General features: G+C 44.1%; 17 protein-coding genes. 2 read left to right on the forward strand and 15 right to left on the reverse strand.

Annotated elements, in window-relative coordinates; all coding sequences use genetic code 11:
• Positions 1-94 precede the first annotated feature (94 nt).
• Complete coding sequence (locus AC58QM_RS26210; RefSeq protein ID WP_497287757.1) at positions 95-643, forward strand: YhcN/YlaJ family sporulation lipoprotein; 549 nt, start codon at positions 95-97, stop codon at positions 641-643.
• A gap of 40 nt (positions 644-683) precedes the next feature.
• Here the strand turns inward: AC58QM_RS26210 and AC58QM_RS26215 are convergent, their stop codons facing one another.
• The 6 genes from AC58QM_RS26215 to AC58QM_RS26240 all read right to left on the reverse strand — a co-directional run bounded on the left by AC58QM_RS26215 (position 684) and on the right by AC58QM_RS26240 (position 4,428).
• Positions 684-827: a hypothetical protein gene (locus AC58QM_RS26215; protein ID WP_497287758.1), complete on the reverse strand. Its 144-nt coding sequence runs from the start codon at positions 825-827 to the stop codon at positions 684-686.
• A 198-nt stretch (positions 828-1,025) separates the two neighbouring features.
• Entirely contained in the window at positions 1,026-1,307 is a 282-nt protein-coding gene (locus tag AC58QM_RS26220) for a hypothetical protein (protein WP_497287759.1), read from the reverse strand.
• On the reverse strand, positions 1,304-1,747 hold the full coding sequence (locus tag AC58QM_RS26225) for a hypothetical protein (RefSeq protein ID WP_497287760.1): 444 nt from the start codon (positions 1,745-1,747) through the stop codon (positions 1,304-1,306). Before AC58QM_RS26225 ends, AC58QM_RS26220 begins: the two co-directional genes overlap by 4 nt.
• 16 nt (positions 1,748-1,763) lie before the next feature.
• On the reverse strand, positions 1,764-2,042 hold the full coding sequence (locus tag AC58QM_RS26230; protein WP_497287961.1) for a YlaH-like family protein: 279 nt from the start codon (positions 2,040-2,042) through the stop codon (positions 1,764-1,766).
• Between the two features lie 146 nt (positions 2,043-2,188).
• The gene (gene typA, locus AC58QM_RS26235; protein ID WP_497287761.1) at positions 2,189-4,030 is read right to left on the reverse strand and encodes a translational GTPase TypA; all 1,842 of its coding nucleotides are present in this window, start codon (positions 4,028-4,030) and stop codon (positions 2,189-2,191) included.
• A gap of 164 nt (positions 4,031-4,194) precedes the next feature.
• Positions 4,195-4,428, reverse strand: a complete 234-nt coding sequence (locus tag AC58QM_RS26240; RefSeq protein ID WP_497287762.1) for a hypothetical protein — start codon at positions 4,426-4,428, stop codon at positions 4,195-4,197.
• A gap of 476 nt (positions 4,429-4,904) precedes the next feature.
• Between AC58QM_RS26240 and AC58QM_RS26245 the strand changes: the two genes are divergently transcribed.
• The gene (locus AC58QM_RS26245) at positions 4,905-6,110 is read left to right on the forward strand and encodes an MFS transporter (protein ID WP_497287763.1); all 1,206 of its coding nucleotides are present in this window, start codon (positions 4,905-4,907) and stop codon (positions 6,108-6,110) included.
• 23 nt (positions 6,111-6,133) lie between these two features.
• Here AC58QM_RS26245 and AC58QM_RS26250 read toward each other — a convergent pair whose 3' ends face one another.
• From AC58QM_RS26250 to AC58QM_RS26290, 9 genes are all read right to left on the reverse strand, one after another.
• Positions 6,134-6,814, reverse strand: coding sequence for a TerC family protein (locus AC58QM_RS26250; protein ID WP_497287764.1), 681 nt, complete (start codon positions 6,812-6,814; stop codon positions 6,134-6,136).
• Between the two features lie 71 nt (positions 6,815-6,885).
• On the reverse strand, positions 6,886-8,094 hold the full coding sequence (gene thiI / locus AC58QM_RS26255; protein WP_497287765.1) for a tRNA uracil 4-sulfurtransferase ThiI: 1,209 nt from the start codon (positions 8,092-8,094) through the stop codon (positions 6,886-6,888).
• On the reverse strand, positions 8,091-9,269 hold the full coding sequence (locus AC58QM_RS26260; protein ID WP_497287766.1) for a cysteine desulfurase family protein: 1,179 nt from the start codon (positions 9,267-9,269) through the stop codon (positions 8,091-8,093). The genes thiI and AC58QM_RS26260 overlap by 4 nt, the downstream gene beginning before the upstream one ends.
• A gap of 165 nt (positions 9,270-9,434) precedes the next feature.
• Entirely contained in the window at positions 9,435-10,145 is a 711-nt protein-coding gene (locus tag AC58QM_RS26265; protein ID WP_497287767.1) for a lytic transglycosylase domain-containing protein, read from the reverse strand.
• 121 nt (positions 10,146-10,266) lie between these two features.
• A complete protein-coding gene (locus AC58QM_RS26270; protein ID WP_310499111.1) occupies positions 10,267-11,559 on the reverse strand; it encodes a hemolysin family protein in 1,293 nt (430 codons plus the stop codon).
• A gap of 340 nt (positions 11,560-11,899) precedes the next feature.
• Positions 11,900-12,301 (reverse strand): hypothetical protein, encoded by a 402-nt coding sequence (locus tag AC58QM_RS26275; RefSeq protein ID WP_497287768.1) that lies wholly within the window; start codon positions 12,299-12,301, stop codon positions 11,900-11,902.
• Positions 12,302-12,323: 22 nt separating this feature from the next.
• A complete protein-coding gene (locus AC58QM_RS26280; protein WP_397340570.1) occupies positions 12,324-12,545 on the reverse strand; it encodes a DUF1540 domain-containing protein in 222 nt (73 codons plus the stop codon).
• Positions 12,546-12,583: 38 nt separating this feature from the next.
• Positions 12,584-13,684, reverse strand: a complete 1,101-nt coding sequence (locus tag AC58QM_RS26285) for a glycoside hydrolase family 15 protein (protein WP_497287769.1) — start codon at positions 13,682-13,684, stop codon at positions 12,584-12,586.
• Positions 13,685-13,758: 74 nt separating this feature from the next.
• Positions 13,759-14,259 (reverse strand): YpuI family protein, encoded by a 501-nt coding sequence (locus AC58QM_RS26290; RefSeq protein ID WP_028558040.1) that lies wholly within the window; start codon positions 14,257-14,259, stop codon positions 13,759-13,761.
• Positions 14,260-14,270 lie beyond the last annotated feature (11 nt).

A 14,270-nucleotide genomic window follows, 5' to 3' on the forward strand; every position in this document is an offset into this window, starting at 1 on the left:
TTTGGCGTTAGATCATTGGTTATATTCGTACATACAACCTAACTGTACAGGACAAACTAAACGCGAGATTCAAGGAAAGAAGGGAACGATTCTGGTGAGACTAATATACGTATACGGATTGATATTGATCCTCGCGGTAGGCTGCAGTCAAGCGCCGAAAAGTGGTGCCCCCTCTCAAGATACGAATCAAAGACAAGTAAAAGTTCAACAAATTGCTCCGCAAAAGCTTGAAATCAAAGATTCTAAGGCAGTTGCAGCGCATTTGGAAAACCTAGCATTGGGTATCCCTCAAGTCGAGAGCGCACATTGCGTGGTCTTCGGCAATACAGCAGTCGTCGGCATAAACCTTAAGAAGGAGCTTGATCGCGCCAAAGTCGGAACCGTGAAATATTCGGTTGCGGAGGCTCTGAAGAAGGATCCTTACGGAGTGAATGCGATCGTCACTGCTGATATGGATCTAGATCAACGCTTGCGCAACATTAGGGATAACATTCAAGCAGGAAGACCGATCACAGGCTTTGCAGAACAAATGGCTGATATTGTTGGTCGTGTAATGCCTCAACTGCCCCGTGATATTCGCAATGACCCGGATATGGATAATGCAGGCCCCAATGGGAATAGCCCACAAGTTCCAACCCGTTAAATCACTGAAGATGACAAAAAGCCTGACTGCATACGCAGATCTAGGCTTTTTTTATCGCATCAAAAACTTGACCGAGGGGAAAACGGGCATCTCGGCTCTCACAAGCTTTCGCATATTCAGCTTGAATGATCATGTGGGCGCTATCTATCCATTGCATCGGTGCAGCTGTTCGAAGTTCAGCCATATCGTTTGCGCCTCCTACTAGGTGGTTGAAAACGCTCCTTACACTTACAGTATAGCATAGCGAGTGCCAAGCGTTCCACCATTATGTATCTATTTTCAATTAAGCGGGCACTCCTTTATTACCCAGATATACTTTAGTGTACGTTGATTTGTTAAAGATATGTCGGTAATTCATTTTGTCGTTCACAGCGTTAAACGGCTATTGATTATTGTAAATCGGATTGGAGTTAATATCAGTCAACAGCTTTTCCACACTCTCGCGATCGAAACAATGCTTATGATATTCCCCTTCTTGTTCGTATCCGATCCAAACTTTCATCGGATCCTCAACAGGCAGTACCTCTAGCTTACTAACCCCATGATCTTCAACTAAAATAAGTGCGAAAAAATCCAACGTTTCTTTCGCCGCTTCATCTGAAGGACGAGCCTCCGACACAATATGCATTTGCAACCAATTGAAAAAAGCATCCCCTAGCTTCATCGAAAGTGTCCATCCTCTCTTAGTAGAACGATATCATAACCAGCATCCAACCAAGTTAGCCATTGTGTTATCCAACCTTCGTGCATCTCATAGCAAGCTTCCTTTTGTTCGTCCATCGCCATGACCAAAGCCTTAGCCTCTCGTTTATTCAACAAACGGTCCAGAAAGGCCTCTGCGCAATGCGAAAGATGAAAAGGCTCGCCATCAAACACAATATCACCTTCATGCGTTAAATCTAATTCTACGAGGTCTGACCCACACATTTCTTCCTCATCGCTCAGCAGCAAACTGGATTTGAACATCGCAAGTAATCTGGGGTGTTGCCGACTAGCAAGCTGACGAAATGCTTCAAATTCGGCATCTGGCAGACACATTATTCGCTCAGAGCCTAGTACAAGCGGCGAATAACTGAGAATAGGCGTAATCCAGTATTGGCTCATAAGGCATAGCTCCTTATTATGAAGTCGGTCGCTTACCCGTTCTTTTTTCAATAAAATAGCGAATTCTCACCATAAACATAAGAGAAATAGCTACAGCCAAACAAAGCACGATAGGTAGTCCTACAATTTGAAATACGAGCAGCATGACAGACCCAATCGCTAGCAGCACATAAATAAGCGCAGCTTTGAGGACAGGCAGTTTGCGCGTACGAAACACTTTATTGTACACATAGGACATGAACACAAAGATTAATAGATACGTGATGAAGAGGTGATTGGCAAACCATTCATTCAAGGCAGTCAACGAATATACACTCCATTTCATTAATTAAGTTAGTCAGCTAAGATGAGTCATTCCTCATTATCCCTTAAAACCGCAATAAAATAAAGGGAAATGCGGCTGGAAAGCCGACATTTCCCTTTATTCGAATACTTTGTGAATTATGCGTTAGCTTCAGCCATTTTGCGGTTCTTCTCAGCACGCTCGCGCTCGCTCTTGTTCAAAATCTTTTTACGGATACGAACAGATTTCGGTGTAATTTCACAATACTCATCATCGTTCAAATACTCAAGTGCTTGCTCCAAAGAATATGAACGAGGTGTTTTCATTTTCACTGTTTCTTCTTTGTTCGCGGAACGGATGTTGTTTACCGCTTTTTCTTTACAGATGTTAACGATGATATCATTGTCACGTGTATGCTCACCAACAACCATGCCTTCGTAAACTTCTGTTTGTGGATGTACGAACAAGATACCGCGATCTTCGACAGAAAGAATTCCGTAAAGTGTGGATACACCAGATTCGCTGGATACAAGTACGCCTTCATGACGTCCGCCAACGCCAGCTCCTTGGTAAGGGCCGTAGCTGTCAAATGCATGGTTCATAATTCCGTAACCACGAGTTAGTGTCAAGAAGTTCGTTCTGTAACCGATCAAACCACGTGCTGGGATCTTGAACTCTAGACGAACGTTACCGCTGCCGTTGTTAATCATGTTGACCATTTCGGCTTTACGAGAACCTAAGCTCTCCATAACGGAACCCATGCTATCTTCTGGAACGTCGATGATTAAATGCTCAATCGGCTCCATTTTTTGTCCGTCGATTTGACGAATGATTACTTCTGGTTTGGAAACTTGTAATTCAAAGCCTTCACGGCGCATGTTCTCGATCAAAATACCTAAGTGAAGCTCACCGCGGCCAGATACGATAAATGCATCCGGGCTGTCTGTATCTTCAACACGAAGGGAAACGTCTGTTTCAAGCTCTTTGTATAGACGCTCACGGATTTTACGGGAAGTCACCCATTTACCTTCACGACCCGCGAATGGCGAGTTGTTCACGATAAATGTCATTTGAAGCGTTGGCTCATCGATTTTCAAGACTGGCAAAGCTTCTGGGTTCGTAGGATCAGCTACCGTTTCACCAATGTTAATATCTTTGATACCTGCAATAGCAATGATGTCCCCTGCAGCCGCTTCTTCAATTTCAATACGCTTCAAACCACTGAATCCGAAAAGTTTTTCGATTCTAGCTTGTTTTTGTCCGCCTTCACGTGTCATAACGGCAACCGTTTGACCTTGACGGATTTTACCACGGTTCACACGGCCTACACCGATACGACCCAAGTATTCATTGTAATCCATCAATGTAACTAAGAATTGAAGTGGTTGGTCAACATCTTCCGTTGGAGCTGGGATATGTTGAACGACTGTTTCATAAATAGCTTCCATGTTATCATCTTGTTTCTCTGGATCAAGGCTTGAAGTCCCTTGCAATGCGGATGCATATACAACGTGGAAATCAAGTTGCTCGTCAGTTGCACCAAGCTCGATGAACAAATCAAGAACTTCGTCAACAACTTCTTGTGGACGCGCGTTCGGACGGTCAATCTTGTTCACAACGACAACTGGGGAAAGATTGCTTTCAAGAGCTTTACGTAGAACGAATTTTGTTTGTGGCATTGTGCCTTCGAAAGCATCAACAACCAACAATACGCCGTCTACCATTTTCATGATACGTTCAACTTCTCCGCCGAAGTCAGCATGTCCTGGTGTATCTACAATGTTAATCAAATAGTCTTTATAGTTAATCGCCGTATTTTTGGCAAGGATGGTAATACCGCGTTCTCTCTCTAGATCATTGGAATCCATTGCTCTTTCTTGAATAGCCTCGTTGTCGCGGAATGTTCCTGACTGTTGAAGCAATTTATCTACGAGTGTTGTTTTACCGTGGTCAACGTGCGCGATGATGGCAATATTGCGAATCTTGTCTCTTGCATGCATGAATGTCAAACCCTCTCTACCCTATAATTTTCGTCTCTGTTCATAAAACAAGCGTCGGACATAAGCGCCGACGCTTGACATTTACCCTTAGTATACGCAGTTTCTCGACATTATGCAAGATAAAAGGCACAGGATTCGAAACTTTTAACTGGAAAGAGTCGAGATCACCACAATCTCCGCTTTCGGAAAATCATGGAAAGTCCAGCAATGACAAGGATCAAAGCGATTACATAAATCCCTAATTTCACTAGGATGGTCAAAGCAAATAGGGCTACTGAAACGCCTCCTAATACCATTGCTGCGATCCAAATACCGCGATCACTGCCTCGTTCAAATAAATGAAGCTCGTATAAACCGATCGCTGGTCCTAAGATGAAGCCTGGCCATAAATAACTCATTGAACCCCATCCAAATATATTGCAAAAGAAAAATAAAAGCGCATACGTGGTCAAGATACCGCCAGGGACAAGCACACCTGCTGGTAATCTACGATTGAAATACAAGAAGTGAAATAGCAAGCCAGGCACGAGAAGTACAAGCGGCCAAAAGAAGGATAATAGCAGTTGGAAAAAACCCAATTTACCTAACAGCAATAAAACGGCCAAGCCAATAAATAAAATACCAATGGAGTAGCTATTTCTAGCGATACAAATCCCTCCTTAAAATGTAGACAGGTGAAGGTGCAAACTTCTATCTTTTTAGCCAAACTCGACACCTTTCAACAATTATTTTATCTCACCTCTTAGGAAATTGCTAGGTGTTTATCGTAGCTCATCTTTGCGTTCAATTCCATTTGACTGGGTATACTAAGGCACGCACGGAGACCTTTTGCATAGGGGTCAACGTGCGTCAGCTGTTCAATTAGGGAGGAATCATGGAGCAAACTCTGACTAGCAACCAAACACAACGGAAACCACTATGGACGAAAGCGTTTTTGATTACTTCACTTGCTAATTTACTTCTTTTCTTCAGCTTCCAAATGCTTATCCCAACGATCCCTACTCATCTTTCACAGTTAGGCGGGGACAACGTGCAGGTAGGTCTTGTCATTGGTATTTTCACTATCTCATCTCTCCTAACACGCCCCTTCGCCGGCAGAGCGCTGGACAGATTAGGTCGAAAACATGTCCTTCTGGTCGGTTTAACCATATGTGCCCTTACAATTGCCGGATACACCTATATCGCTGCTGTCACATTAATTCTAGCTGCACGTTTTGTTCATGGGATCGGATGGGGGTTATCAACGACTTCTCTGGGGACCGTAATCGCCGATATTATCCCTCCAGAGCGACGAGGGGAAGGCATGGGCTATTATGGGTTATCAAACACTTTAGCCATGGCGGTCGGCCCTCTCACGGGACTATGGGTTATGCAATCTTTAGGGTTTTCCTATGTTTTATTATTCTCGACCCTACTCGCCCTGTTATCCATATTCAGTTCACTTTTCATTACATATCCGAAGCCCCTTCCACCATTAAAAGCTCACAACCGCATTCGATTTGTAGATCGCCTTTGGGAACAGACCGCACTTCTCCCTTCTGCGTTGCTCCTCTGTACCGCTATTTGTTACGGCGGTATTGTTACCTTCATCACCTTATACGGCATAGAAGCCCATATCCCGAATGTGGGTTTGTTCTTCCTTTGCAACGCAAGTATGGTCCTGCTCGTTCGTCCCATCACGGGTGTTCTATTTGATCGCAAAGGACCTGCGTGGGTGCTGCTGCCTGGCGCGGCATTTACGATTAGTGGACTCTTGCTGCTTTCGTATGCACATTCCAATGCTAGCCTGGCTATTGCAGCCCTCTGCTATGGCGTTGGGTTTGGTTCGATACAACCCGCCCTGCAGGCTTGGACGATTCAGCGATCTTCCCCTGAGCGGCGTGGCGCCGCCAACGGAACTTTCTTCTCCGCCAATGATCTGGGCATCGGTTTAGGCGCTTTGGCGCTAGGAGCCCTTGCCAATTGGAGTGGCAGCTATGCCATGATGTATCGATACTCAACCATCTTAATCGTGCTATTCCTAATCATCTATGGCTGGTCATTATGGGCTTTGGTTTGGCCAAAAAAAACAGCACACTGACCTAAAGTCAGTGTGCTTAACACTCATTCATTCCTTGTCTTGAATTGAAATACGCGTAAACCTTTGGCAATACCACCTGCCGCGATGACAACAATCGTTGCCATAATAGGGATCCAAACATGTAAAAACTCATAATCATGCAATAGCCAATCAATCATTTTCTCATCTTTAACAAACATTTCCCCTGCGGTGTAACCTAGAATTCCTGCTCCGATAAAAACAAGAATCGGATATTTCTGCAATAAATTCATGACGAGCGTACTTCCCCAAATAATGATCGGAATACTCAACCCGATTCCTAAAATAATGACGGTATTATTGCCATTTCCTTTGGCTGCAATCGCTAGAACATTATCCAGACTCATGATGAAATCCGCGACAATGATGGTCCAAATCGCTTTACCAAGCGTTGAAGCTTCCTTAACATTGGAATGCCCCTCTTCATCCGTAAGAAGCTTAATGGCAATCCACAGGAGCAAGATAGAACCGCCAGCTTGGATAAACGGAATGGAAAGCAGACTTACTGCAACAAGTGTCAAAACTAACCGTAGGGCGATAGCTCCAAACGCCCCCCACCAGATCGCAAGCTTTCGCTGTTCAAGCGGCAGATTTTTGCTTGCTAAAGCAATAACAACCGCATTGTCGCCACTCAATACAATATTAATTAACATTATTTGCAAGAATAATAAGAGCGCATCAATCATGCTTCACGTCCTCCTATCGAACATGGAGAGCAAGTGATTGGAATAGCGGAGATCACAGCTGCAGAGAAGAGTTAGAATAAATGGGAATTGGATTCCTTTTTCAATTGTCCATGAACGATTTCAATAGTTTCTGTTTCTAAAACCGCTTTGTCTATAAGCTCATTTAGAAAACCCATGCTATTCTCTAGCTTCTCCACCAGACTGAGGTTAGGATTCGTACTTGGTGACGGTGGCAGAAATAAGGAACAACAATCTTCATAAGGTAGAATAGAAATCGGGAAAGTTCCGATCGATTCAGCAAGGCCAATAATTTCTTGCTTGTCCATCATCATCAACGGTTGTAGAAGCGGTATTGTCACCACACGTCCAATCGCATGTAGACTTGGCAGAGTTTGACTAGCAACTTGGCCCAAGCTCTCCCCTGTAACTAGGGCTCCTAGCCCTTCTCTTTCGGCAATTCGCTCTGCAATTCGGTACATCGCTCTCCTTATGAGAGTGACAAGCAGATTATCTTGATAGGCACGGTGAATAGAGGTTTGAACCTCTGTGAAGGACACCATGTGAAGCTTAATAGCGTCTGTGTAGCCTGCTAACTGATGCGCAAGCTCAATGACTTTATCCTTGGCACGCTCACTGGTGTAGGGGTAGCTATGGAAATGAATCGCCTCCATCGTCAAACCCTTCCGCATCGCTAACCAACCCGCTACAGGGCTATCAATACCTCCAGACAGCATGAGCAGCGCTTTACCACTAGTTCCTGATGGGAATCCCCCAGCCCCTTCTATAACTTCTACGTATAAAAGCACCTTTTCCTCTCGGATTTCTACTCGCAGCTCTACTTCAGGCTTTCGAACATCCACCTGTAATCCGGGAATAGCTTGAAGCACATAACCGCCTACTAAGTAATTCATTTGCTGAGAATCATGCGGAAATGCTTTATTCACTCTGCGCACAGTTACCTTAAAGGTCGCTGGTTGTTTGGGCAGTGACTGCATCATCCTCAGCGCTGTTTCTTGAATCACTTGTAAGTCTAGTGGCGCATGGTAAGCTGGACTGAAGGATGCAAGTCCGAAAACACGCTGTAAAGCAGCAGAAGCCTGTTCATAAGCGGCACCCCCTAGCTCCACATATACGCGTCCAAATTCAGGAATATACCTAACATCCGGAAAAGAACTCAAAACTTTACGAATTTGAATCATGACACTTCGTTCAAAACGGCTGCGATTTTTACCTTTCAGCATCATTTCGCCAAACCGTAGGATTAGACAATCTGGTTTCATCTTCGCTTCCCCCTTTGAATAACGGATGGGTTTCTCATGGGAGCAAGCTCCTGTACCACCTCTTGTAACGAACGTAAAAACAGCTCAATATCTTGCATCCGATGTTCATCGGACATACTTACTCGTAAACCACTAGCGGCTAATTCTCGGCTTATGCCCATGGCTAGCATGATCTCGCTCGGTTCTGATTCCCCCGATGTGCATGCAGATCTAGTTGATATGAAGATCCCCTTCTGCTCCAACGCATGTACGACAACCTCAGCCTTCATCCCCCCAAAAGCAAAATGAACAATATGAGGCGACAGCTCTTGTTCCACATCAGGAACCGTCAGTTCAAGTTCTGGTATTGCCATAATACCCGCTCGCAATTGCTCACTAAGCTTGTATTTATGCGTCATTTTCGTTGCTTGATTATCCATACTCATGCGCAGCGCCTTCGCCATTCCCACAATTAAAGGGACATTCTCCGTACCGGAGCGTACGCCGTATTCTTGTCCCCCGCCAGCAAGCAATGGTTTGAGCTGTACACCAGCTCTCCGATACAAGAAACCTACACCCTTCGGCCCTCGGAATTTATGCGCAGATGCACTGCAGAGATCGATTCCCCACGCCTTTGGGAGCAGTGGGAGTTTCGCAATACCTTGTACCGCATCCACATGAAACATGATTTTGGGATACCCGGTAAGAAGCCGACCTATTTCTTGAATTGGTTGAATGGTACCAACCTCGTTATTTACATACATGACACTGACTAGAATTGTATCTTCACAAATCGCAGCTTGAAGATCCTCTAACCGAATTCTCCCTGTCTTAGAGACGGGTAAATAGGTAACACGGAAGCCCTCCTGCTCTAATTCGGCAAAAACTTCCTTCACTGAAGCATGCTCGATTTGTGTCGTAATCAGATGTTTGCCGCGTTGTTGATAGTTGTAGGCTACACCTTTAATCGCTAAGTTATTACTTTCGGTACCGCCGGACGTACAAATAATATCACTTGCAGCTACATCAATTGCAGAGGCAATGACCCCCTTCGCACTCTGCAGAAGCTTTTCAGCTTCCACACCTAAGCGATGGATGGAGGAAGGATTGCCATAATGGGACTTCATCACTTCTGCGATGGTATCTATTACTTCATCATAAAGCGGCGACGTTGCCGCGTAATCCATATAAAGCATGTTCTGCAGATTCCCCTTCATACCTATAAACTACTTAATATATACATGCTAAGATGCCTTTCACTATTAAAGCCTATAACGACTAAGAACTCAAGTAAGTCAGCTAAAATGCGAAAAGCCGATCTCCGCATAATTCATGCGAAAATCAGCCCCTTGTTTCACCAATTACAGAGCAAAATTACTACGATGATTGAGCACTTTCGAGACATACGATTGTGTCTCTTTCGGCAAGAACTGAAGCTTACTCGCCAGATCCTGATCAGTCTTAATCCCCAAACGATCAACACGACCTGGACCCGCATTATAAGCGGCAAGCGCTACGCCTTCATTGCCATTATACTTCTTAAGCAAGCTGCCTAGGAATTGCGTTCCAGCTTCTACGTTCTGTTTAGGATCAAATGGATTCGTTACCCCATAACCACTGCTTGTTCCATCCATAAGCTGCATTAATCCCTTTGCACCTGCTGATGAAACAGCTGTATGATTGAAAGATGACTCTTGCTGGATAACAGCTTTAACCAAAGAAGAATCAACGCCAAATTTCCGACTAGTTTGTACAATTAGTCCTTCAAACTGATCAACAGAAGTTGTTTGTAAATTAGATTGTAATGGTGTAAAGGATTTATTCAAAGCGCCTAGTGCGCTTGGCAGTTTGCTTAACGATGGATTCAGTTCAGTCGCATCTAGAACATCAGTTCCAGTACTAACACCTTGTCCCATCAATGTATTCAATAGTTCACTAAAGTCACTAGTAACGTCAGAATTGGCTGATGATGTGTCATCTGAGAAAAGACTTATTTTACTCATTGTCTGAAGCTGCAGTAGCTCCTTCAACACTCTAGGATCAATAGCTTGCGCATTCGTGATGCTGTTCATCGCTCAGACCTCGCTTTTACTTTTTCATTGTTCTCATTGTACACGTTTTGAGCCCTGACGCCTAGTCTTTTCTTCCAAAGGCAGGGAAAAAGGGCAGTCACTCGACCGCCCCTCTTGCCTTTCAAGAAATATTTTGTTGAAGCATTTCATTGTCATTTATGGCTCTTCTCACTGTGACACGTGATATGCGCAAGTGATCCGTTTCTTCCACGATAAACATAAATTCATCATTGTAGCTCACCTGCTGATTGCGACTAGGAGGAATTTCGGTTTGGGAATAAATCCACCCTCCGATTGTATCATAGTCATCCGACTCAATTTCAAGTCCGAAGTACTCATTAACTTCGTCAATTAACAAGAGTCCATCAATGGAGAAGGTATGGTCATCTTTCATTTCAATTGTTGGTCGTTCCTCGTCAAACTCATCTTGGATTTCCCCAACAATCTCTTCCATAATGTCTTCTAACGTTACTAAGCCTGACGTACCGCCATATTCATCAATGAGCAAAGCCATTTGACTTTTGCGCTTTTGCATCATTTTGAGCAAATCACTGATATGAATGGAATCGGGTACGGTCGTAATCGGCCGAATGATTTTCTTAATGCCCTTGAGGTTGGCATCTGGCTTCAGCAAATCCTTAATGTGTACGAAACCGATAATATTATCCTTATCTGGATCACACACAGGATATCGCGTCCGCATTTCTTTGATGGCGATAGCTAAATTCTCTGCATAAGAAAGTCCTGCATATAAGCATTCCATTTCTGTGCGCGGAATCATAATTTCTCGAGCCGTCGTCTCTGCGAATCCGAATATATTATCAACAAGCGTGAGCTCTGTGTTATCAATTAGTCCGTTTTTGTGACTCTCCTGCATGAGGACTCGAATTTCGTCCTCCGTATGTGCAGATTCATGCTCCGTTGTAGGTTCAATCCCTGCTCGGCGAAGCATCCAGTTGGAAATGCCATTCAGCGTCCAAATAAACGGGTACATCATTTTGTAGAATAATACCATGGGTCCTGCAGAAAGCAAGGTAACTTGCTCTGCTTTACGAATCGCATACGTCTTAGGAAACTGTTCACCTAATGTAATATGAAGTGTCGTCATTAATGAAAATGCAATAATAAAAGTAATGGTGTGGAATACCGAATCAGGCAATCCCAATGGGGCAAATAAGGGCTCCAAAATCTTGGCGAACGTTGGTTCACCTACATAACCAAGTCCTAATGAAGTAAGCGTGATTCCTAACTGACAAGCACCTAAGTAAGCATCTAGATTATTCATAATTCCTTGAGCAAACTTCGCATTTCGCCGGCCTTCACCGACAAGCGATTCAATCCGACTTCCACGCACTTTCACCATAGCAAATTCAGCTGCTACAAAAAAACCGTTTAACAACACTAGTCCAAACATTAACAGAAAACTGATTAACGTTTCGGGCAAAGGATCTTCCAATACCTTACCTATCCCCTAACAAGTGCAAATGCTGCACCCAGGAGAGTAGGTACACCTCCCTTAATTTTCGATTTTAATTAGATTAAATATCACTACTCATTATATAATAATACTGTAATCATTCAAAGGTGCGAATATGACACTTGAAGCCAAATAGTACGAGCAAATGGGCGTAAACACATTAAAATGAGCCCTTATTGCGCTATTACACATGAATAATGGCCTTCTGGAGCTATTTTTCAGCTTTTTTTCATAAAAAAAAATAAAGCAAGCTGATTACTCAGCTTGCTTCGTGAACTTATGAATAATAGGGAATCAATAAAAAATAAGCGGCAACGGCAATAATACCAAGTGCAACGGACCAAGAGCCAATGCTCTTATTTCCCATTACAAAAGCGATCACACCGAGAATAATACCCGAAATCCCAAGTAAAACCGGCCATACGAATAACGAGGCCAGAGCAACAAACAGGGCAACGTATCCCACTGCCTTGTTGCGTGTTACAGCTTCTACAAGCTCAGCGACTTCCTCATCAGAAACGGTCGAGGCAGGTTCATAACCCCTGTTTACTCTGGTGTGAGGTACAGCAATCTCAGCTGCATATTCTTCTTGGGCATGGAGTCCGCTCTCAATATGAAGCTGACTCTTCTGGAATCGCTCCTTGGTGGCATTGTCTAAAGAACTGTCCTCTTTATTCATGCTACCTCCGCGTTACACATACCTAATGTTTAGTCGCAGGCTTAAACGTGTGGCAACACGTATTAGCCGCTTTAGTCGCAGAATCATGATGCGTAGTATCAAACGATTCTTCTGAAGCAAATTCGACATTGTAATCCGCATTCGCGTGCTGATCAATTTCAATCATGATCGTGTCTGCATGACAGTTGTTTCCTTGTGTCCAATATTCACAATTGGCTACTGCACACTTGACTGCTGGCATCATTATCACCCCCTTAACAATTTGCCCGGGGCAGGAGTGATCTATGCTCGGTCAAGCCTGTCAGATAAGACCAAGAACATCGCATGTGACCATAGCAAGGGGTGTGCTGGTTTGCCATGTCTGGCAATCCATTCCGCATAAACGTCAGGCTCACGGAGATGATCGTCTACTTGCTCAGGGAAGCGTCCAAGGTCATCAGCCTTACTAGCAATCCATGCCAACGATCGCTCTGCTTCTGCTTGATTCCCTAGCTCAAACTGGATCCATCCATACCAGGCAGTCAGTAGTAACCACTCACCGCCACCATAGTACGTATCCTCGATGTAGCGTTGAATCCCGCCATGCTTGAGTTCCTCTTCTATCGTTTGAACCGTTCTTAGTATGCGAGGGTCATTGGGTTCACAAACCCCAAAAGGTAATGCTAGCCACAATAGACTTGCATCAACACCATAATGAGCTGGTTGCCAGACTTCGTTTATGCAATGAATAGACTTTACGAAGCGCCCTTCATAGACGGCATGGGTGTGTATAAAATGCTGGATGAGCTCCGCTCGCTCTATTAAGTCTGGACGTGCTTCCAGCTCGCCTAGTGCCTTCAGACCGCCATACAAGCAAGCCAACGTTGCTGGATGGACATAATCCGGATATTCCTCCCAACAATCGAAATTCGGATAATGCCAGAACGCCATAATATAGTCTACCGTCAGCTCTATACTCTCTCTGAATTCTTCTAGAAGCGAGCTGTTCCCCGTTATGCGAATATGTTCGGCAAGTCCCCAGATCCAAGCGCCGTATCCATCCAGTTGAAAATGCCCCCACTCAGAATGATCATCTCGCCCATCCAACTGATATCTCGTCCCTAGAAATTCAGATCGGTCAATCCATTCTCTATTCTCGTGTTTACGCAGCAGCTCGGATACCCGCGGACGCTTATCCTTCAGAACATGATGTACCCAGCGATAGAATTGCTCCGCACTTTTCGTTTCTCCTACTCGATCCATCGCATTGGCAATAAAAGTACCATCTCGGAGCCAACTATAGGAATAGGGAGGAAAAAGAGGAGAAGCCACATATCCTCCGCTAGGATGTTGATTCAATTTAATGATTTCTTTGCTAACGTTGACTAATTGTTCTATCTCCATACAAATTTATCCCCCTCTATATGAAAAGGGATGCGGTGATCGCATCCCTTTGTAGATTAATTGTTAAGTTGGTGTTACACTTTTTCGCCTTGCATACGGCGCTGTGTGATGTAATCTGTTTCATAGTAAGCCAGGTCTTCCCTGAGCTCTTCAAATACTTTGGACAATTCAATGGTTAAGTCACGAACTTCGCGTGATGGTTTTTTGCGGAAACGAATCGCATCTTGTCCAGTGTAAGCGTAGCGACCGTCTTCGGAATAGCACTCATTCTTAGGATAGAAGAAGGTATTAACACATGTATGATATACCTCATAGAGCACTTTTTCCGAAAAATCAACATTGAAAGTAGGACGTCTTAAGCTAACGCCCAATTTCTCATAAGCCACTTCACAAAATACGAGAAGATGACGAGTGTCCTGTAAATACCCGCGGTAAAACTCATCCATTGCTGGATCATTTTCCACATTTAACAGTGAGAGCGAATGTTGATTAAGAAACAGTTCCATTTTGGCCGTCGTTTCTTTGAGCTTAGTACGCGTGGAATCACAAACATTTTTCACATTAAAAACAGCCATGTAAGAAGACC

This window comes from Paenibacillus sp. J22P165, assembly GCF_059692015.1.

What these genes read in the sequence shown, in the direction of transcription:
- AC58QM_RS26225 (WP_497287760.1), bottom strand. Translation starts at nt 1,747, where the DNA reads ATGAGCCAATACTGGATTACGCCTATTCTCAGTTATTCGCCGCTTGTA.
- AC58QM_RS26260 (WP_497287766.1), bottom strand. Translation starts at nt 9,269, where the DNA reads ATGCTTTATATGGATTACGCGGCAACGTCGCCGCTTTATGATGAAGTA.
- AC58QM_RS26215 (WP_497287758.1), bottom strand. Translation starts at nt 827, where the DNA reads ATGGCTGAACTTCGAACAGCTGCACCGATGCAATGGATAGATAGCGCC.
- AC58QM_RS26290 (WP_028558040.1), bottom strand. Translation starts at nt 14,259, where the DNA reads ATGGCTGTTTTTAATGTGAAAAATGTTTGTGATTCCACGCGTACTAAG.
- AC58QM_RS26240 (WP_497287762.1), bottom strand. Translation starts at nt 4,428, where the DNA reads ATGAGTTATTTATGGCCAGGCTTCATCTTAGGACCAGCGATCGGTTTA.
- AC58QM_RS26250 (WP_497287764.1), bottom strand. Translation starts at nt 6,814, where the DNA reads ATGATTGATGCGCTCTTATTATTCTTGCAAATAATGTTAATTAATATT.
- AC58QM_RS26265 (WP_497287767.1), bottom strand. Translation starts at nt 10,145, where the DNA reads ATGAACAGCATCACGAATGCGCAAGCTATTGATCCTAGAGTGTTGAAG.
- AC58QM_RS26285 (WP_497287769.1), bottom strand. Translation starts at nt 13,684, where the DNA reads ATGGAGATAGAACAATTAGTCAACGTTAGCAAAGAAATCATTAAATTG.
- AC58QM_RS26220 (WP_497287759.1), bottom strand. Translation starts at nt 1,307, where the DNA reads ATGAAGCTAGGGGATGCTTTTTTCAATTGGTTGCAAATGCATATTGTG.
- AC58QM_RS26275 (WP_497287768.1), bottom strand. Translation starts at nt 12,301, where the DNA reads ATGAATAAAGAGGACAGTTCTTTAGACAATGCCACCAAGGAGCGATTC.
- AC58QM_RS26270 (WP_310499111.1), bottom strand. Translation starts at nt 11,559, where the DNA reads ATGTTTGGACTAGTGTTGTTAAACGGTTTTTTTGTAGCAGCTGAATTT.
- thiI (WP_497287765.1), bottom strand. Translation starts at nt 8,094, where the DNA reads ATGAAACCAGATTGTCTAATCCTACGGTTTGGCGAAATGATGCTGAAA.
- typA (WP_497287761.1), bottom strand. Translation starts at nt 4,030, where the DNA reads ATGCATGCAAGAGACAAGATTCGCAATATTGCCATCATCGCGCACGTT.
- AC58QM_RS26280 (WP_397340570.1), bottom strand. Translation starts at nt 12,545, where the DNA reads ATGATGCCAGCAGTCAAGTGTGCAGTAGCCAATTGTGAATATTGGACA.
- AC58QM_RS26245 (WP_497287763.1), top strand. Translation starts at nt 4,905, where the DNA reads ATGGAGCAAACTCTGACTAGCAACCAAACACAACGGAAACCACTATGG.